Consider the following 19,978-nt stretch of genomic DNA (forward strand, 5'->3'; position numbering starts at 1 on the left):
CAACCTCCTTTTATGATTCTGTAAAAGTTTTATAAAGTCTATTTATACAACTCTAAGACTATCATGCTTTATATATTTTTTCGTATCTTCTAAAGAGCTTTTTATTATAGTAAAACTTTGCAACCTTTTTAATAATGCAGGTATCATTTTATCTGGATATCTATAAAATTTGCTTCCCCTTATTTTTATAACATTCCATCCACATTCCGTTAATTTTAACTGCATATTATAAAATTCGTGATAGTTACTAGTATACTCACTTTTTTCATCTTGACACAATATAGCTATCTTATCCCTCCCATTTTCAAGTACTAAATCTATAGTATAGTTTCCTAATAATACATTTGATAAAGGATTAAAGCCTCTATTTTTTAATATACTATATATGTCCTTTTGTAATGTAGAATAAAATATATTTTCTATGACCTTTTCTTCCCTTTTATACTTATCATAATTTTCACAGTAATCTAAAAGTTTGTATCTTACACACTCCTTATTTAAATCTTCTAAATCTACGGAATGAAATACCCATATTTGGTTTCTAGCCCTACTTGTAGCTACATTAAATCTCCTTATATCTGATTCACGATTAAGTACAGTGTATTTTACATTATTAGCCACTACCATAGAGAGAAACATTATATCTCTTTCATCTCCTTGGAAGGAATAAGCATCCCCACATACTATTTTTCTTTTAAGTATTTCTTCCTCACCTATTTTATCTCTTAAAAGAGCTTGGATAAATTCTGTTTGTACATCTCCAAGTAGGGATATTACTCCTATAGACATTCCGTTATATCTTTTATCATTACATATTCTGTATATCCTATCTACTATGGCTTCTGCCTCTATTATATTAAGTGGCCTATTTTTTTCTCTGGTTCCATCTACCTTAACTGCACATACAGGTGGATCAAACTTTTCATTTTTATGAGCAAATCTTAGTGTTGCTATTTCGTTATTATAACAAAGCTTATTACTAAACTGTATTATCTCTGGTACTGATCTAAAATGTTCCCTTAATACTACCCTATCAGGAAATACTCTAAGTGCAGTATCATAGAGACTTGTACTTAAATCAAACCATTCCTTATTAGGTATATTGTTCAAATAAGCATTTATATATTTTTGAACCTCACCATGTGATATTCCCACAACTTCTGGACTTATTTGTCTATCATCTCCAACTATTATAGCCTTCTTAGCTCTCATAAGAGCACATAGGGTATAAATATTACTTTGGCTACTTTCATCACAAATAATAACATCAAACTGCTTATCTGAAAGTTTTATATTTTCTAGAAGCCTATTTAAAGGCATAATCCATACAGGTATAGCTTCCTTACAGTTTTCCATTTCTTTTTGTGCAATTTGTATATAGTCATTTACAAACTTGCCTGTTCCTTTTCCAATCCTTTTTACTGCCTGAAGCCATGAAAAAAGACTTCTTTTTCCTTCCTCTGTTATACTACATATTTGTCTAAACCAAGTTTCTTTATAAACAAGCTGCATAATCAATGCCTTTTCTTTTTGTTTTTCCTCTTGTAATCTTCCTTCTAGCCATTCCTCATTTTGTTTCCACACCCCCTTAAGAATGTTATCCCACTCTTTCCACTTCCATGCATTATTCCAACTTTTCATATTTAATGATTCTTCCGTAGTTAGTTTTGTATATAATCTAGGGCATACCCCCTTTATCTTATACAGTATTTCATTTATCCTATTTAATTTATTTCTTATAAGTCTTAATCTTTCCACTTCTTTAAAACTTTCTTGAAGCTTTGCCACATCCCTTTTTTCTAAAGCTTCACATAGAATGCTGAAACCTGAATTATTCATAATCCTTATAATGCTATCTAAGAAAATTTCAATTTCCTGTAACTCATACATTTCTTTAATTGACTTACAACATTCTTTAATATTTAATAAGCCTTCTCTATTATTTAAATTAATATCATTTGGAATAACAATTGCTCCAAATTTCTTTATTATATTTGGTTTTATATTATTAGTCCATTGACATAAATTTTCTATTTTATATATATACTTTTCCACTCTTATTAAATCTTCTTCCTTTTCAGAAATACCGCATATATTTTTGTAGTTTTTAAAGGTGCTATTCCAAACTTTTGTAACACCTTTAATTATTTGTTGTTTTTCAAAGTACAATTTTAATATTGTAGCTTGATATATGTCACTTATTGGATTACCATCCACTAAGCACTTATCAACAATATATCTTTGTGATTTATTTTTTAATGTAAACCACTTGCTAATTTTACCTTTTTTGTCCAGCTCATGAAATACTATTTGAAAATCCTTTTCTAAATGGGATAAATCCACTTCTTGTGGAAGCGTTATACAATGCTGATTTAACTCCTTTCTTATAACACTTATTCTTTTTATATAGCTTTTCCACCTTAATAAAAGATCCATTGCAGAGTCCCTTAGCAAAGCACTATTGTTAAAATCTCTTATAAAATTGCCTAATTCTTTTTCCTCACATATATTAAGTTTGTTATACCCTTCTTCTAATAGTTCAATAAGACTTTCATAATCAAACCCTTTGTTATCAGATATGTTCCATTTCTCTAATATTCTTTTATTATTATCATAACTATTTCTTAATTCCTCATACTTAATAAATACATTATACAGCTCGTCATGGGTCGGCATCTTATCTAAAATAGGCAACACCTTACTAATCATTTCTCTTTCTCTACTTGGAACTTCATTTAAAAATCCTATTACCTCTTCAAATTCATTTTCTGAAATTGGTGACTTTATATGAGAGCTTATATCATCTTCTATCCAAGAATATTCTTCCTCATTTTCTTTGAGCCATTTAGCTATTTCCATTATGCTATAATCTCTTCCATGATACGAAATAGCAGCATTTTCATTTTCCCATATATATTTGAGCTTATCTATTATATTATCCTGATTTCTCTTACATTCACTTAATTTAATTCTTAATATCCCTATCTCTTGCTGAAGCTGTACTGGATTTATAGATAAATTATCTGTAATATTCTTTACGGAATTCTCAAGATTATCCATATCCTTATTTTCATTACCTATAACACTCATACATAGTGAACTTATTTCCTCAGGAATCATATTCTTTAATACTTTAAGTGCTCTATCTGTTTCACTAGTTACTAGTACACTTTTGCCATGAGCTAATAAGTGACATATAAGATTTGCTATAGTATGGCTTTTACCTGTTCCTGGAGGCCCTTGAACTACTAGCCCAAAGTTGCTTGATAATCTATTTGCTATTTCCTTTTGTTCTGCATTATATGGGAGCGGAAATAATAAGTCCTTTTCTAAGCCCTTCCACTCTTCCTTCTCACTTTCTGTATGCTCTATTTTCTGATTTGTAACTAACGCCTTTATAGTGTTTGGTATTTCATATCCTTCATCTATTTGATGAAGTATGTGATTTATTTCTTCATTCCAAATTTTTACATCATATTCTCTAATTAAAATAGCAAGCTTATTTAATATATTTACCTTAGAAGTTATTTCTATATCTTCTTCAAATATTTTTCCATTATAAATTTTAAACTCTTTATCATTATCCACAGATAGTATGTTTATTATAGGCTCATAATAGTTATTAATATATTCTAAATTACTTATTTTAATATTTTTATTTCTTATTTCTTCTTGTATTTCTACAAGCTTAGAGTAATTATGTATATTAAGTCCTTCTAAGAAGTGAGTATTCATCTCCATATTACCCTTACTTTTTAAACAAAATATTGCTTTTTCTACTTTAAACTCCAATTCTAACGGTATAGAAAACATTGTATGAACTATGGTTTCTTTTTCTTTTATCCATGTAACAAGCCCCTTCCCTAAAACAATTTCCAAGTTCTTTGACTTATTTTCAATCTGCTGATGTAAATTAAAGAAATAATTATATAGTTCTTTATTCATTTTACTTATTTCTAACACACAATTTTCATCAGTAGTTATTTTGCATCCAGTATGACTAAAAAGCTCCTTTTCAAAGAATACCCTTTCATACTCCCCTATGTGCCTTACTCTTTTTTCTTGAGATTTTTTTAGATTTCCTAGGTAATTAAATACACTTCTTACCTTTTCTCTTGTGTTTAAACTCATAACTTTTACCCCCATAATTTATACTAGATGCTTGTCCTTATTATAAACTATAAGTATATTACTTGTATGTTAAATTATAGCACCCATGTAAATGTTTTTCAAAATTTTTATAATACAATATTTGTTGTGAATTTACAATAATATACACATTAAATACATACTTAAACACTTATCTTAATTATTAGCCATAAAATAATACATAAAAAATAAAACCATGTAGATTTTTCTACATGGTTTTATTTTTAATTTTATTTTTTAGTAGAGTTTCTTTCAATCATCTTATATGGTAGCACATAATGTTTTTCTTCTATTGATTGTTTATTTATTATTTTTATAAGCATTCTCATGCCTACGGATCCCATATCATACATTGGCTGAGCTACAGTTGTAAGTTTAGGATAAAATATTTCTGATGCATATATATTATCAAAACCTACTACCTCTATATCATTTGGCACATCTATTCCCTTTTCCCTTAGTGCATTTATAACGCCCATGGCAATTTCATCTCCAGCACAAAATACTGCATCTACTTCTGCCTCATTTAATATACTTAATATGCCTTCATATCCATCATTAGGTTTCATTCCACCAAAATGTACAAGATGAGGATTTAAATTTATATCTTTTTCTCTTAGTGCTCTTTTATAACCAACATATCTAAGTGCTGCTGCGTTAAAATTTTCTTCATCTGAACCAATATAGGCAATCTTATTATTTCCTTTATCTATTAAATATTTAACTGCATCATAAGCTGCCTGCTCATTATCTATTACCACACTTGGAAAACTATTATCTTTATCTATAGTTTCTACCAGTACTGTAGGAATTTCTAATTTATTTATAAGCTCAATTGTATTTTTTCCAAGGGAATTACTCATATAAAGAACTCCGTCCACCATCTTTTCCCTTAATACCTTTAAATACTCCATTTCCTTTTCTACATCCATATCTGTATTGCACAGAATTATGTTATAGTCATATATGTTCGCTACATCTTCTGCTCCTCTTACTATCTCAGGATAAAACTGATTTGATATATCTGGAATTATTATGCCAATAGTGCTAGTTTTCTGTGTCTTTAAACTTCTCGCCACTATATTAGGTCTATACCCTAATTTTTTTATTGCATCTACTACCTTTTTCTTTGTATCATCGTTTACAACGTCCACGTCATTTAAAACTCTTGAAACTGTTGCAATGGAAACTCCTGCTTCTTTTGCAACGTCCTTTATAGATGCTGCCATAATATCACCCCTAAAAATTTTTTTATATAAATAGCATGTAGATAAGATAATTTATCCACATGCTATATTTAAATTACTTTACTACTTCTACTTGTAGTTTAAAGTCTTCTCCATTTATCTTAGTGTCTGCATATTCTACTTCTTTATTATACTTTATTTCCACTGATAAAGTTTCTTTCTTTATGGTATCTTCAAACTTTTTAACTACAGCCTCAAGTTTTTCATTACCATCTACATAGAGTACTATCTTATCAGATACTTCAAAATTCTTTTCTTTTCTCATATTTTGAACTTTACTTAATACTTCTCTTAAGTGGCCTTCTTCTCTTAATTCTTCTGTTAAAGTAGTATCAAGTACAACGCCCATAGTTCCTTCTCCTGCAAATGCAAAACCTTCTAATCCCTGCATTGTAATAAGTAAGCTATCTTGGTTTAACTCTATTTCTGCATCATTAGCTTTTATTACTATACTTTCTCCAGCTTGAATCTTTTGAGCTAATTCCATTTGATTCATAGCTGCTAGCTCTTTTCTTATTACAGGTATATATCTACCATAGGCTTTACCTAGTACAGGTAAGTTTGGTTTAATATCAAAATTAACATAACTTGAAAGATCCGCTCCAAATATTACTTCTTTTATATTAAGTTCATCCCTTATAATATCTCCATAATATTCTTGAAGTGATTTAGAACTTACAAGCATCTTTGAAAGTGGCTGTCTATTCTTTATATTAGCTCCGTTTCTAGCACTTCTGCCAAGCTTAACCATTTTATAAGCCTCTTCCATTTCTCCTTCAAGCTCGCTATCTATTAGTTCTTCAGCATACTTTGGCCATGGACATAAATGTACACTTTCTTTAGCTGTCTTGTCTAATTCTAATACTAAATTTTGATATATTTCCTCGGTTATAAATGGTACAAATGGAGCTGCCACTAGTGTTAATGTAGTAAGAACTTTATATAATGTTACATAAGCTCCTATCTTATCATCTGTTAAAGTTTCACTCCAGAATCTTGACCTATTTCTTCTTACATACCAATTGGATAATTCATCTACAAACTCTTCAATAGCAAGAGCTGCTTGAGTTATTCCATAACCATCCATGTTATTTTCTACGGTTTTTATTAATGTGTTTAACTTAGAAATTATCCACTTATCCATTACATTTTCACTTACAAAATCCTTGTACTGTAATGGATTAAATTGATCTATCTCTGCGTACAATACATAAAATGAATACACATTCCATAAAGTACTTATAAACTTTCTCTGAGTTTCTTCTACATCTTCTACAGAAAATCTAGTTGGAAGCCATGGTGCACTTGCAGTATAGAAATGCCATCTACAAGCATCTGCTCCAACATTATCTAATATCTCAAATGGATCCACTACATTTCCCTTATGCTTTGACATTTTAAGTCCATGTTTATCAAGTACGTGTCCAAGTACTATACAATTTTCAAATGGATTTGTATCAAATAAGGATGTAGATATAGCCATTAAAGTATAGAACCATCCTCTTGTCTGGTCTACAGCTTCTGAAATAAACTGTGCTGGAAAATTACTTTCAAATATTTCCTTATTCTCAAAAGGATAGTGATGTTGTGCAAAAGGCATAGAACCTGAGTCAAACCAGCAATCTATAACTTCTCCTGTTCTCTTCATTTCCTTTTCACAATGAGGACATCTTAATTTAACTTCATCTATGTATGGTTTATGAAGCTCTATGTTTTCTGGTACATTTATTCCCTTTTCTTTAAGTTCTGCTACACTTCCTATACATTCTCTATGTCCACATTCACATTCCCAAATAGGTAGTGGAGTTCCCCAGTATCTATCTCTTGAAATACCCCAATCTATTACATTTTCTAAGAACTTTCCAAATCTTCCTGTTCTTACGTTATCAGGATACCAGTTCACCTTGTTATTATTTTCCAAAAGCTTATCTCTTAAGGATGTCATTCTTACAAACCAGCTATCCTTTGGATAGTATAAAAGAGTTGTGTCACATCTCCAGCAATGTGGATATGAGTGAGTAAACTTTTCTGATTTATAAAGTAGTCCTCTTGCTTCTAATTCTTCAAGAATTTTAGGATCAGCCTTTTTTACAAATATACCTTTCCATGGTTCTACAGCTTCTACAAATTTACCTTCTCCGTCAACAAGATTTATAAGAGGTAAGTTATATTTCTTTCCTGTTTGATTATCATCTTCACCATATGCTGGTGCAGTATGTACAACTCCTGTACCATCTGATAATGTTACGTAATCTGCATGCACTACATAAAATGCCTTTTCTTTTGGAGTTACAAACTTAAAGAGCTGCTCGTATTCTGTTCCAAGTAGTTCTTCGCCCTTAAATTCTCGTACTATTTCGTATTCTCCTTCTATAACTTTAGAAACCAGTTCCTTAGCAAGTATTAGATGTTCATCATTATTTAAGACTTCCACATAATCATAAGCTTTGTTTATAGCTAATGCTACATTACTTGGTAAAGTCCACGGAGTAGTGGTCCAAGCTAATATGTATTTATTTTCTTCTCCCTTTACCTTAAATTTTGCTATAGCTGTAGCATCTTTTACATCTTTATATCCTTGTGCAACTTCATGAGATGAAAGAGATGTTCCACATCTTGGGCAATAAGGTATAACCTTATGTCCTTTGTAAAGAAGATCTTTTTCCCACATCTGTTTTAATGCCCACCATACAGATTCTATATAATTATTATGATATGTTACATAAGGATCATCCATGTCAACCCAAAAGGCTAACTTTTCGGACATATCCTTCCACATAGTTGAATATGTAAATACAGATTCTTTACACTGTTCTATGAATTTCTCTACTCCATAGTCTTCTATTTGCTGTTTTCCTGAAATACCAAGCTTCTTTTCTATTTCAAGTTCTACAGGAAGACCATGTGTATCCCATCCTGCTTTTCTTAAAACTCTATATCCCTTCATTACCTTGTATCTTGGTACTAAGTCCTTTATTACTCTTGTTAATACATGACCTACATGTGGCTTTCCATTAGCAGTTGGTGGGCCATCATAAAAAGTAAAGTATTTACCTTCTTTATTTAGATCAAAGTTTTTATTAATTATCTTTTCATTTTCCCAAAAACTTAATACATCACGTTCTACTTGTACAAAGCCCTTAGAGTTATCAATTTTCTTATACATTAAGCAATCCCTCCTGTTATTATTGTTGACCTTCATTTTGTATAATAAACAATTTATATACTAAAAAAATAAAAAACTTCGCCCAAATAGGGCGAAGTTAAACTCGCTATACCACCTATGGATATAAAATTCAAGCACTCTCATGCCCTATCTCTTAACGCGAGATTACGGATAAGCTTACTATAATTTCAGCACTCAACTCCAAGGTGATTTTCTTTAAACTATAAACTGTGGATTTTCACCAATCTCCACTCTCTGCAAGTTATAGATTTTAAATACTTTTCCTTTTCACTGCTTTTAATTCTTGATATCAATTCAAGTAAAATTTTATTATATTATAGTATATTAAAATTTTATTGTCAATTGATTTTACTACATTCCTAATGCCTTAAATATTCCATTTGCCAAAGCCTGAGCAGACTTGTCCTGAAATGCTTCACTTCTTAAATTTTTTTCTCCTGTAGGATTACTTATAAATTCAAGTTCTGCAAGTATTGCAGGCGCATCTGTATACTTAATAACATAAAATCCTGCGGTTTTAACCTTTCTATCGGTAGTTCCAAGTTTGCTTATAAGCTCTTGCTGAACATAAGTAGCTAACCTTTGACTTGCGGCGCTTCCTCCATTCCACCAATAGGTTTCCGTTCCGTTAGCGTCAGGTACGGCTGAATTACAATGAATGGATACATAGTAATTTGCATTTGCCTGATTTGATATTAGTACTCTTTTTTGTAAATCTTGAGAAACATTAGATGGCCAGGATACAACATCACTACTTCTTGTATATACCACTCTTATTCCCTTAGCTTCAAGTAGCTTTCCAAGTTTTAACCCAACTGATAAGGCTACATCCTTTTCCTTAAGTCCTGTAGGTCCTACAGCACCCGGATCATATCCTCCGTGTCCTGGGTCTACAACTACAGTATATTTACCACTCTTGGTTACTAAAATAGTCCATACAATTTTTCCTGAATATCCATCTACAGTTCCTATATGAGTATATGTACCTGCAGTACTAGTATTTACTGAAGGCTTGTCCCATTTTACAGGAACTTGTTCTTTAGATCCATTATTTCTTGTTGCAGTAACGGTAGTTGGAAGCGCAATTGCTCCTCCTTCAGTTACTGACTTTATAACATCCTTTTCTGCAACATCAACAATAGATGCTTGAGATGCTTGTGAATTTTTAACTTGGATTATAGCATTTGCTATTCCTTCTGCATATTTATACTGAGTATCTAAATCAGAGAGCCTATCTTCCTCATCTGGATTACTTAAAAATCCTAAAAATACCTTAGCAGTAGGTATATGAGGAAGTGTGGTAAACTCTGGCATTGAACCTGTTTTAATTCCTCTATCTGCAGCTCCTGTCTTCGAGACTATATTACTTTGTAATAAGTTTGCTAATGCCTGAGATTTACTGTTTCCTGACATATAAAACGTTTCAAGTCCAGAAGCATCCATGTTTCCTGCTAAATTTGCATGTATACTCACTACGTAGCTAGCACCAGATGTACTAAGCTCTGCAAAACGTGAATTCATATCATCAGCTTCCCAACTTATATCATCATTTATTCTAGTATAACTTACATCAATGCCCTTTTGCTCTAAAATTTCTCCAGCTTTTAATGCTACACTTAACGCTAAATCCTTTTCTTTTAATCCGTTGAGTCCTGTTAAACCATCATCTTGTCCACCATGACCTGCATCTAACACTATCTTGAAATCCTTACTTACTGGTGGATCTACTGGTGAAGACTTTACACTAAAATTCACTTTTACATCTTTCTTTAGAGTATCTCCTGAAGTTTTTTGCACATTTTTACTTATTGTTAAAGTATAGCTTTTTCCAACTTCATATTTTACCCCTGATTTTAAAGCTACTGTTACAGATCTATTATCAGAATTTAAAACAGGACTTATCTCAATATTTTGTCCTACATCGTCTACCAATTTAAAATTACTTGTATTTACTGAATCTCTTTTTATAGGATAGTTAAATTTTACATTCCAACTTTTACTTAGATCTGAAATAGTGTAAGTATCTTTCCATTGTATATAGTCTTCCGCTGCATATACAACAGAGTTACTTAAAAACAAAAAACTTAACATAAATGATATTATCAAAAACATCATTTTGTTTTTTCTCAACTCGCCACCCCCAAAATTTGTACTAAGATTTATATGTAGCAAGTTTATTATCTTAAGCTACAATATATATTATAATTATGATTACTTCAATTTTCCATATAAAATTTAAAATATATTAAAAATTCATCTAAATCTATAATTTGGTAGTTATATTTGTACTTTTATTTAACTTTGAACTGGTGATTTTATAAAAAATATAATTTACTAATGGTATGAAATACAAATAGCTGGCATAAAGTTCAGAACTCACACTTACATCAAGGGTGGTAAGCGGTACTAGCAGTGCTATATTCCAAGGTATAAAAGCTGAAATAACTATAGCTGTATTTTCTAAATCTATAGCTAAATCATACTTATTTATAAAATTTTTCTCATAAGCATCTTTTACTAACATATGAGTTAATATAACCGCTAATGTTTGACTACATCCAAAAGCTGCAGTTATTGTGCTTGTAGCAATGGTTGCTAAAAATAATTGATGCCTATTTTTCGCTTTATTAATTAAGCTCTCTACAGATTTTAACATTTCAGTTCCCTCAAAGATTCCTGTGAAAGATGAAGACACAAATACGGCTAAAGATGCTTTTATCATAGATATTACCCCTCCGCCTTTCATTATGGCTTTAAGAGGATTATCATTTTCCATAACATATCCTAAAAATACATATTTAAGAGAATTAATAATACTATTATGTTGCACTAACACACTTATAAATATTGCTACAATTATGCTTATAAACATAGATATCTTAACATTAACCTTGCAAAGTGAGAGTACCAAAATAAAAAATGCTGGCAACAGTACTATACTTCCAACATCAAAAACCTTTACAATTTCATCTACTATAGTAGATCCCATAGTATTTAAAGGGTATTTATAAGAATAAAATGTGTAAAATACTGCTGCTAACACAAATGGTACAATGGATGTTTTAAACATATTTTTTATATTGGTATAAAGTTCAGTTTGTGTTAAAGTAGCAACCAAACTAGCACTAGAGGACATAGGTGAACATCTATCACCAAAATATATTCCAGAAATAATTGCACCTGCTGTAATTACTTCATTTACGCCTCCGCCTCTTGCAACTACAATTAGGGCAAGACCTGCGGTGCTAACAGTTCCAAGAGATGTACCTATAAGAAAGGATACAAAAGAGCTTATTAAAAATGCAAATAATATAAAAAGTTCTGGCTTTAAAAACTTCATCCCATAGTAAACAAGCGATGGTACAGTACCAGCAGCCATCCAAATTCCTGTTATTCCACCTATAATCAAGAATATTTTTACCACTACCGAGGACTTCTTGCCACCTTTGTATGCCATCCTTACCACTTCCCCTAAAGGAAAACCTTTTCTTACTGAAATAAATATAAATAGCATTAAACTTAGTATAAGAGGATATCCTATATATATTCCTTTAAGTACACTCCCAATAAGAAATATAAAGCAAATTATAAAAGTTACTATAACATCCACCCATGCTCTCCCCTTTTATATCTATTATACTATTACCTTTTATTCTTTTTTAATTCTATTAAGTACTTATTATGTACATCCTTAAGAGCCACAATAAGAGCCTTTTGTGACGTTCCAAAAAATCTCTCTTGTATTTCCTTAATAATTTCTTGAATATCATTTACTATGTTGTGACCAGCTATTATGCATTTAATGAATTCTACAGTTGTTTGACTTATGGCATTACATGCAATATCTACTATCTCTGAAGTATCTCTATTTATTACCACCCCTAAGAAAAAAATATTGTATTTTACTGTAATTGGATCACTACTATTAGAATGGGCAATTCCTGTAATGTATATTGTGTTTTTTTCATATGTCATGATGCTTCCCCCTCTTAAATATTATGCACAAGTCTTATATTAAAATTATACAATAAACTATTATGGAATTGTTAAAAAATTAAGTATTTTACACAAAAATTCAGACTGTTATTTCAATAACAGTCTGAATTCTAAAATTAAAGTAAAGCTAATTCTTTTTCATATTTAATTATTTCTTCAGGCATACTCATATTTAGCATATTCATTATTACATTATATGGATCTGATGCTCCTGTAGTATATACATTAAAGCTTCCTGTACCTTCATCTTTTAAAATAGATTTTTCATTTAAATAATTTATAACAGCTACAGCTTGTTCATATGCAGGATTTATAAAATTTATTTCTGGATAACATTCTTGAAATATATCCTTTATTATAGGATAATGAGTACATCCAAGTATTACATGTTTAATGTCTCCACCGGCTCTTAATACATCTTCCATATGAATTCTTATAACTCTTTTAGCTTCTTCTCTATCTATCTTCCCACTATCAACCATAGCAGCAAGCTCTGGTGACCCTTTTCCATACACCTTTATGTTTCCTAACATTTTATCATAATATCCACTTTTTACAGTGAAGTTAGTAGCTATTAATCCTACCTTATCTACATTTAAACTGTTTTTAATGTAATCTACCACTGGATCTATGACTTTTATTATTTTTACATCATAATCTGCTGCTATCTTATCTATGATAGTTGATATTGTATTACATGCTACGGCTATTACCTTAGCCCCTTCACTAATTAAAAACTCTATAGCTCCTCTTGTAAGGTGTATTATTTCTTCTTCTGTTTTATTTCCATAGGGTACATTTTTATTATCTCCAAAGTATATTAAGTTTTCTGTTGATATTAGTTTTTGAAGTTCCTTTACTGTAGTAAGTCCACCTACTCCTGAATCCATTACTCCAATAGGGTTATTTTTCGTTAACATATAACCATCCTCCTCAAAAAATATAAGCCGGTCCTCTTAATATTTAAGAAAACCGGCTTCATCATACTTATGTATACAAATTTTTAATATTGGTCTGCATACCGATATAATGAACAGTAATTATTTAGTTCGTTTTATGAGAATATTATAACAATGGATTTCAAGTTTGTCAATTAAAAGTTTTTTTGTTATTTTCAGAAAATGCTCCTCATATACACGGTTCCCTAAAATTTCTTAAAATATATAAAATAAACAATCATAAATAGAGTTATAATATAACTATTATAATATTAAAGAGGTGCTATACATGAAAATTACTTGGCTAGGTCATTCTTCATTTTTAATTGAAGATTCTAAAGGAAGGAGGATTCTTACAGATCCCTTTGATGAAAGTTTAGGTTATAAAACTTTCAGTGGAGATGTAGATATTACAACAATAAGTCATCATCATTTTGATCATGATTATATAAAAAACCTAAATTCCTCAAAAACTCATATATTAGACAAAGTTGGAATATTTAATTTATATGATATTCCAATTATGGGTTTTCCATCCTTTCATGATGAAGTGAGGGGTACTAAGCGTGGAGAAAATACTATATATGTAATTACCGTAGATGGTTATACAATATGCCATTTAGGAGATTTAGGTCATATTCTAAGCAAGGATGAAGTTAGTTCCCTAGGAAATATCGATATCCTTCTAATACCTGTGGGCGGGAATTACACCATTGATGCTAAGGAAGCTTATGAACTTACAAAAATTTTAAAGAGCCATATAATCATACCTATGCATTATAAAACCCCTGCACTCTCTTTTCCACTAGATGGTGTGGAAAACTTTTTAACATTTATGAAAAATGTTAAAAAATCAAATGACAATTTTATAAATATAACTGGAGACATCTCTGATATGACCAATGAAGTCTTTATATTAAATTACAAATAAGGGCCTGTAAAAACTTACAGGCTCCTTTTTAATTATGTTCTACATGTTCTAAAGAAGCATTTAATATATGCTCTATATGTTCATCATCAAGGGAATAATAAACAACCTTACCCTCTTTTCTAAACTTGACAAGCCTTGCAGCTTTTAACGTTCTAAGTTGATGAGATATAGAGGACTGACTCATATCTAAAAGCTCTGCTATATCACAAACACATAACTCCTTTTTTAAAAGAGCATATATGATCTTTATTCTAGTATAATCTCCTAAAACCTTAAATAACTCTGCAAGCCCTATGAATGTATTATTATCAAGCATATCCCTTTTCACACACTGTACACAATCATTATGTATTTCACAGCATCCGCAAACTTCTATATCTCTTGTGTCTTTCATTTTTTCACCCCTACACATGAAATTCATTCATATGTATTATATATGTTTTATATTAATACTTCAAGGAATGAATAATACAACTTCACTTTTTTCAAGTGATCTTTTAACATCTATTATTCGCTGATTTGAAGATCCTTTGTATCTTAATTTACTATCCTTCTTACTTTCTTCAAACTTCCCATCTACCAAGATATCTATTTGATTTAATAATTTCATCCATTGCTTATTATAAGATATATTATTTATAATTTCCTCAAAAGTAAATCCAGTATAACACCAAATATTTAAATTAAATTTTTTTGTATCACTGGCTAATTTGGATAAGTCCTGTGCTTGCTCAAAGGGTTCTCCTCCTGAAAAAGTAACTCCCTTAATAACTGGAATATTACTTTTAATTCTTTCGAGAACTTCTTCAATTAAAACTTTATCTCCATAGGCAAAATCTTGCATAATTTCATTATGACATCCATCACACCTATGATTACATCCTGAGACGAATACTACTGATCTTAAACCTTGTCCATTAGTAAGTGAATTATCTAAAAAACCAGCTACTTGTAAATAGTTCATTACAAATTACCTTTGTTGTAAAATGCCATATGGTTAGTATGAGATAACCTATCATTTCTTTCAGCTGCTTTCCCTGCCCCAAATCTTTCATCTAAACTTAAATATCCTGTGACTCTAGAAATTCCTTGAATATTTTCACTGCCACATTTAGGACAATCATCCTCTTGATTACTTAAGTAAGTTCCACATTCCTTGCAATACTTAATGTGAAAGTTTATACCTAGATAATTTATATTTGTATAATTATAAGCATAATTTAAAATGTCCATTATTACATCTTCTGTTGGATAGTCATCTAACTCTATATATGTTATATGCCCACCATTGCATATTGCATGATAAGGGGCTTCTATATCTATTTTATTTTTTATAGATATAGGGAATCCAACTGGTATATGATAACTATTTGTATAATAATTTTTATCCGTAACTCCCTTTATTTCTCCAAATATTTTCTTATCTTGTAATATAAACTTTCCACTTAATCCCTCTGCTGGAGTTGCATAGGCACTCCAATTTAATTTTGTTTCTTCTGTAGCCTTATCTGTAAAGTTTCTTATATATGATACTATTTTTATTCCTAGCTCTCTTGCATATTCACTTTCACCATGATGATGTGAAGTTAAAGCAATTAATGTTTCTGCAAGTCCTATAAATCCTATTCCCCAAGTACCTTGCTTTAATATTGGTTCTATATAATCATCAGGAAGTAATCCTTCTGCTCCCTTCATAAGTCCTTGTCCTGCTACAAATGGAAGATCCTTAACCTTTAATCTCTTAAGTATTTTATATCTATGGATTAATGATTCTTTAGCTAATTCTAATCTGCCTTGTAAAAGTTCAAAGAACTTATCTAAATCTCCCTTTGCAAGTATTCCTACTCTAGGTAAATTTATAGTTGTTGGTGCAATATTCCCTCTTCCCTTTACTTCTGGTTCTCCATTTATATTTGATTGAACTCGAGTTCTACATCCCATAGTTGCTGGAATATATCCTTGATTATAGTATTCAAGATTAAAGTCTGCATCTATATTCATAAAGGTTGGATTCATTCTTTTGCTTGCTACTTTACATGCAAGTTTAAATAAGTAATAGTATGGATCTTCCTGCTTTTTATTTACTCCATCCTTTACTCTAAATATTATATTAGGGAATACTGGTTGCTCACCATTACCTAACCCCTTTTCATATTCTAAAAGGAATATCTCACATACTAATGCAGCATCCTCATTTTCTGGTATCCCTATATTAATTGAACTGAATGGCACCTGAGATCCTGCACGGGAATGCATAGTATTTAAGTTATATACTATGCCCTGCATAGCCTGTTCTATGGTTTTCTTAAGTTTTTTATGTACTATAGAATTAATCTTATCTTCTTCTATATCATATTCTTTTAATTCCTTCACTATTTCCTGTCTAGTGTACTCTACAAATACTCCCATATCATTATCGAAATTAGGATGGGATTGTCCACCAAACATATCATTTTGAGTTGATTGTAATAATATACATGAAAGTTCCGCTGCTGATTCTATTCTTCTAGGAGGTCTTATAGTTCCATATCCAGTGTTAAATCCCCTCTCTAAAATTTCTCTAGTAGGTATATGTAAACAATTTGTTGTCAAATTGTAACTATCAAGATCATGGTAATACACATCTCCATTTTCATGTGCCTTAGCTAAATGTTTAGGCATACTGGCAAGATTATGCCATTTATTCGATTCACTAGCTATTCTTAAAAGCTTAGATGAAAAATTATTTCCTACATTAGCATTATCTCTGTCTGTTTCCACTCCTATTTTTTCTATAGCTTTCATTAAATCTGATTTTATTTCGCGTATATTTGTTCTTTCTCTTCTATAACTTGAATATACGAAACCTATTTCTTTATATTCACTTTCAACTAAAACCTTTTCTACTATGTTTTGTATTTCTTCTACAGTAACTTCTTGAATTTCTTTTTGTTCTAAACTAGAAATTATCTTTTGAGTTAAATCTATAAACTCACTTTCTCTTATTTTATATCCTGTTTCCTCTGCCGCTCTCTTTATGGCATTTGTAACTTTCATTGAATTGAAAGGAACCTTTCTTCCGTCTCTTTTTACAACATGTAGCATACAAATAATCCTCCCCTACTATATATTGCGTAAATACTAACCTATTATACTATGTAAAGTACTTTTATACCAATTTATAAAATCAGTTTATAAAAGGCTATCTCCATGTTTAACCCCTTCTTCTTATATTTTTTACTATTATTATAATAATAAGCTTCTTGTTTTTTAAAATAGAGTTATTTGTAGTAAAATCACTTAAAAGTAAATAATTTACACTAAATACGCCTAAATATCAAGTTTATGAGTTTGATTATAAAATCCATTAAATGTAAAATTATTCTAAAACTAATTTATTATATGATGGGGATGATATTATGAAAAAACTTATATCTTTTATTTCAATAATTCTTATATTTTTATTATCAGGATGCAGCCAAAGCACTAAAAATGTTGAAGACAAACCAAAAGATAACATAATTCAAAAGGAAGAAAAATATATATCGCCTTATACTGGAGAACAAATTTCTAAGGATACCCTAAATAATATTCCCTTTATGGTTATAGTAGAAAATTCTAAAGATGCTCGTCCACAATCAGGTCTTGTGGATGCTGATATTGTATATGAAACCATGGCTGAAGGAGGAATCCCAAGATTTATTGCCTTATTTCATAAAAATAGTCCTGAAAAAATTGGTCCAGTTAGAAGTGCTCGTCCTTATTTTTTAGATTTATCTAAGCTTTATAAATTACCTTTTGGACATTGCGGGTATAGTGAAGAAGCTAAAAATCAAATTGAGACTGAAAATTTACCAAGCTTAAATGAATTTATATATGAAAAATATTATTGGCGAGATAAATCTAGAAAGTATGAACATAGCTTATATACATCTACAGCAAATATGAGAAAATTAATTTCAGAAAAAAATCTTATAATTAACCCTGCATCAATTTATAATTTTGATAAATCCTATTGGGAAAATTCTAATCTTAATAGCTCTAATTCAGTTACTATAAAAGTAAATAAATATTACAATACTTCTTATGCACTTAAAGATAGCTTGTACGTTAAACAAATGGACGGGTCTGCTTCTATAAATAGAGATGATAATAGACCCATACAAGCAAAAAATATCGTTATTCAACTTACAGATATAACACTTCAAAATGATAATTTACATGTAGATATAAGGCTGCTTGGTGAAGGTGATTGTTTAGTTATAAGCAATGGTAAAGTAGTTAAAGGAAGGTGGAAACAATCTAGCCTAGATTCAAATATAGAGCTTATAGATAGCTTAGGAAATCCTATACCTTTAAATACAGGAAATACATGGTGGCATATATTAGATAAAAAAGTACCCATAGAAATAAAATAATTTACTTAATTAAGGGCAATACTAACTAAAAAGGAGGTATTGCCCATGAAAGGTAGAATAATAGATTTAATAGGCTCAGATGCTCTAGTTGCTTTAGAAGATGGTACTACTATGGAGATTAACAGACTTACGTTATCTGGGCACTTAAAGCTTGGAGATATGGTAAACGTAGATCCTAGTCCACTTCATCCTGGAAATGATAAACTTGTGGATTTCTTTTAGTTAGTATAATATCATTGAAAGTACATATATAATGCTATATAATAAGTTATATAAAATTAATAAATCGTGCTAGAGGTGCCGAGCTCGGCTGAGAAATGATTTAGTCATTAACTCTTATCACCTGATCTGGATAATACCAGCGTAGGGAAGCAGTCTTGACTCGCTTTATAAGGTATTCCAGTACTGGAATACCTTTATTTTTTATATCCTTTAGCACAAAGGAGGTTATTATGAAAACTTTACAAAATGGACTCTTAGAATTATCTAAGTATCCTTTAACCTTATTAACTCTTGCAGGAGTAATGTTAATAATACTGGCATTTATAAGGCTTAAAAAGGTTACTTTAACCGTAAAAATAATTTCTCAAGTAAGTATTGCTCTTGCATTATCTGTAATACTTAACTTATTTAAAATTGTAGAATTGCCTAGTGGAGGAGCTATTACATTAGGTGGAATGGTTCCTATTATTCTTTTATCATTATTTTACGGACCTGAAATAGGATTTCTAACTGGTTTCATGTATGGTATATTAAGCTTGATTTTAGGCCCTTATATACTCCATCCTGTACAGGTATTATTTGATTATCCTCTACCATTTATGGCACTGGGGCTTGCAGGCTTTTTTAGAGACAAAAAATTAATTGCTACTATTATAGCTGTATTTGGAAGATTCATATTCCACTTTATTTCAGGTGTAGTATTTTGGGGAAGTACTGCTCCAGAGGGAATGTCCCCTTATTTATATTCACTTATATATAACGCTTCTTATTTGTCAATGGATGGATTAATTTGCATTATAATACTTGCACTAATTCCTGTTAATCAGATATATTCTATTTTAAATAAAAACTCAATTCATAGCCATTAAATCAAAAGCATGTAATGATTTTCCATTACATGCTTTTATTAT

At 30.4% G+C, this 19,978-nt stretch carries 14 protein-coding genes, 1 riboswitch and 1 other annotated feature; of the genes, 4 read left to right on the forward strand and 10 right to left on the reverse strand.

The window, feature by feature from the left end:
* Positions 1 to 42 precede the first annotated feature (42 nt).
* From CRN98_RS06580 to murI, 7 genes are all read right to left on the reverse strand, one after another.
* Complete coding sequence (locus tag CRN98_RS06580; protein WP_179631992.1) at positions 43 to 4,131, reverse strand: AAA domain-containing protein; 4,089 nt, start codon at positions 4,129 to 4,131, stop codon at positions 43 to 45.
* A 248-nt stretch (positions 4,132 to 4,379) separates the two neighbouring features.
* Positions 4,380 to 5,378 (reverse strand): LacI family DNA-binding transcriptional regulator, encoded by a 999-nt coding sequence (locus CRN98_RS06585; protein WP_097026626.1) that lies wholly within the window; start codon positions 5,376 to 5,378, stop codon positions 4,380 to 4,382.
* Positions 5,379 to 5,451: 73 nt separating this feature from the next.
* Complete coding sequence (gene ileS / locus CRN98_RS06590; protein WP_097026627.1) at positions 5,452 to 8,562, reverse strand: isoleucine--tRNA ligase; 3,111 nt, start codon at positions 8,560 to 8,562, stop codon at positions 5,452 to 5,454.
* Positions 8,563 to 8,646: 84 nt separating this feature from the next.
* Positions 8,647 to 8,863, reverse strand: a binding site (T-box leader).
* Positions 8,864 to 8,934: 71 nt separating this feature from the next.
* Complete coding sequence (locus CRN98_RS06595) at positions 8,935 to 10,713, reverse strand: N-acetylmuramoyl-L-alanine amidase (protein WP_097026628.1); 1,779 nt, start codon at positions 10,711 to 10,713, stop codon at positions 8,935 to 8,937.
* Between the two features lie 133 nt (positions 10,714 to 10,846).
* Positions 10,847 to 12,193 carry a Na+/H+ antiporter NhaC family protein gene (locus tag CRN98_RS06600; protein WP_097026629.1) on the reverse strand — a complete coding sequence of 449 codons (1,347 nt, stop codon included), beginning with the start codon at positions 12,191 to 12,193 and terminating at the stop codon, positions 10,847 to 10,849.
* A gap of 32 nt (positions 12,194 to 12,225) precedes the next feature.
* Positions 12,226 to 12,558, reverse strand: a complete 333-nt coding sequence (locus CRN98_RS06605; protein ID WP_097026630.1) for a DUF3870 domain-containing protein — start codon at positions 12,556 to 12,558, stop codon at positions 12,226 to 12,228.
* A gap of 137 nt (positions 12,559 to 12,695) precedes the next feature.
* A complete protein-coding gene (murI, locus tag CRN98_RS06610) occupies positions 12,696 to 13,499 on the reverse strand; it encodes a glutamate racemase (protein WP_097026631.1) in 804 nt (267 codons plus the stop codon).
* Between the two features lie 307 nt (positions 13,500 to 13,806).
* Here murI and CRN98_RS06615 point away from each other — a divergent pair, with 307 nt between their 5' ends.
* Positions 13,807 to 14,448, forward strand: coding sequence for an MBL fold metallo-hydrolase (locus CRN98_RS06615; protein WP_097026632.1), 642 nt, complete (start codon positions 13,807 to 13,809; stop codon positions 14,446 to 14,448).
* Between the two features lie 28 nt (positions 14,449 to 14,476).
* Here the strand turns inward: CRN98_RS06615 and CRN98_RS06620 are convergent, their stop codons facing one another.
* The 3 genes from CRN98_RS06620 to nrdD are packed head-to-tail and all read right to left on the reverse strand — an operon-like array spanning position 14,477 to position 17,532.
* Positions 14,477 to 14,842, reverse strand: coding sequence for an ArsR/SmtB family transcription factor (locus CRN98_RS06620; protein ID WP_097026633.1), 366 nt, complete (start codon positions 14,840 to 14,842; stop codon positions 14,477 to 14,479).
* Positions 14,843 to 14,902: 60 nt separating this feature from the next.
* Positions 14,903 to 15,412, reverse strand: a complete 510-nt coding sequence (gene nrdG, locus CRN98_RS06625; protein WP_097026634.1) for an anaerobic ribonucleoside-triphosphate reductase activating protein — start codon at positions 15,410 to 15,412, stop codon at positions 14,903 to 14,905.
* Positions 15,412 to 17,532 (reverse strand): anaerobic ribonucleoside-triphosphate reductase, encoded by a 2,121-nt coding sequence (gene nrdD, locus CRN98_RS06630; protein ID WP_097026635.1) that lies wholly within the window; start codon positions 17,530 to 17,532, stop codon positions 15,412 to 15,414. Before nrdD ends, nrdG begins: the two co-directional genes overlap by 1 nt.
* A 314-nt stretch (positions 17,533 to 17,846) precedes the next feature.
* On the opposite strand from nrdD, the gene CRN98_RS06635 reads away from it, so the two are divergent.
* The 3 genes from CRN98_RS06635 (at position 17,847) to thiT (ending at position 19,936) form a co-directional block, all read left to right on the forward strand.
* Entirely contained in the window at positions 17,847 to 18,845 is a 999-nt protein-coding gene (locus CRN98_RS06635) for a DUF3048 domain-containing protein (RefSeq protein ID WP_097026636.1), read from the forward strand.
* 45 nt (positions 18,846 to 18,890) lie between these two features.
* Positions 18,891 to 19,067, forward strand: a complete 177-nt coding sequence (locus CRN98_RS17700; protein ID WP_179631994.1) for a hypothetical protein — start codon at positions 18,891 to 18,893, stop codon at positions 19,065 to 19,067.
* Positions 19,068 to 19,128: 61 nt separating this feature from the next.
* A riboswitch (TPP riboswitch) is annotated at positions 19,129 to 19,232 on the forward strand.
* Between the two features lie 65 nt (positions 19,233 to 19,297).
* Positions 19,298 to 19,936 carry an energy-coupled thiamine transporter ThiT gene (gene thiT, locus CRN98_RS06640; RefSeq protein WP_097026637.1) on the forward strand — a complete coding sequence of 213 codons (639 nt, stop codon included), beginning with the start codon at positions 19,298 to 19,300 and terminating at the stop codon, positions 19,934 to 19,936.
* Positions 19,937 to 19,978 lie beyond the last annotated feature (42 nt).

Source organism: Clostridium peptidivorans, assembly GCF_900205925.1.
GTDB lineage: Bacteria > Bacillota > Clostridia > Clostridiales > Clostridiaceae > Clostridium_AK > Clostridium_AK peptidivorans.

Excerpts from the sequence above, each read along its gene's own strand:
- CRN98_RS06585 (WP_097026626.1), bottom strand. The coding sequence starts at position 5,378 with ATGGCAGCATCTATAAAGGACGTTGCAAAAGAAGCAGGAGTTTCCATT.
- ileS (WP_097026627.1), bottom strand. The coding sequence starts at position 8,562 with ATGTATAAGAAAATTGATAACTCTAAGGGCTTTGTACAAGTAGAACGT.
- nrdG (WP_097026634.1), bottom strand. The coding sequence starts at position 15,412 with ATGAACTATTTACAAGTAGCTGGTTTTTTAGATAATTCACTTACTAAT.
- CRN98_RS06615 (WP_097026632.1), top strand. The coding sequence starts at position 13,807 with ATGAAAATTACTTGGCTAGGTCATTCTTCATTTTTAATTGAAGATTCT.
- CRN98_RS06580 (WP_179631992.1), bottom strand. The coding sequence starts at position 4,131 with ATGAGTTTAAACACAAGAGAAAAGGTAAGAAGTGTATTTAATTACCTA.
- nrdD (WP_097026635.1), bottom strand. The coding sequence starts at position 17,532 with ATGCTACATGTTGTAAAAAGAGACGGAAGAAAGGTTCCTTTCAATTCA.
- murI (WP_097026631.1), bottom strand. The coding sequence starts at position 13,499 with ATGTTAACGAAAAATAACCCTATTGGAGTAATGGATTCAGGAGTAGGT.
- CRN98_RS06635 (WP_097026636.1), top strand. The coding sequence starts at position 17,847 with ATGAAAAAACTTATATCTTTTATTTCAATAATTCTTATATTTTTATTA.
- CRN98_RS06605 (WP_097026630.1), bottom strand. The coding sequence starts at position 12,558 with ATGACATATGAAAAAAACACAATATACATTACAGGAATTGCCCATTCT.
- thiT (WP_097026637.1), top strand. The coding sequence starts at position 19,298 with ATGAAAACTTTACAAAATGGACTCTTAGAATTATCTAAGTATCCTTTA.
- CRN98_RS06620 (WP_097026633.1), bottom strand. The coding sequence starts at position 14,842 with ATGAAAGACACAAGAGATATAGAAGTTTGCGGATGCTGTGAAATACAT.
- CRN98_RS17700 (WP_179631994.1), top strand. The coding sequence starts at position 18,891 with ATGAAAGGTAGAATAATAGATTTAATAGGCTCAGATGCTCTAGTTGCT.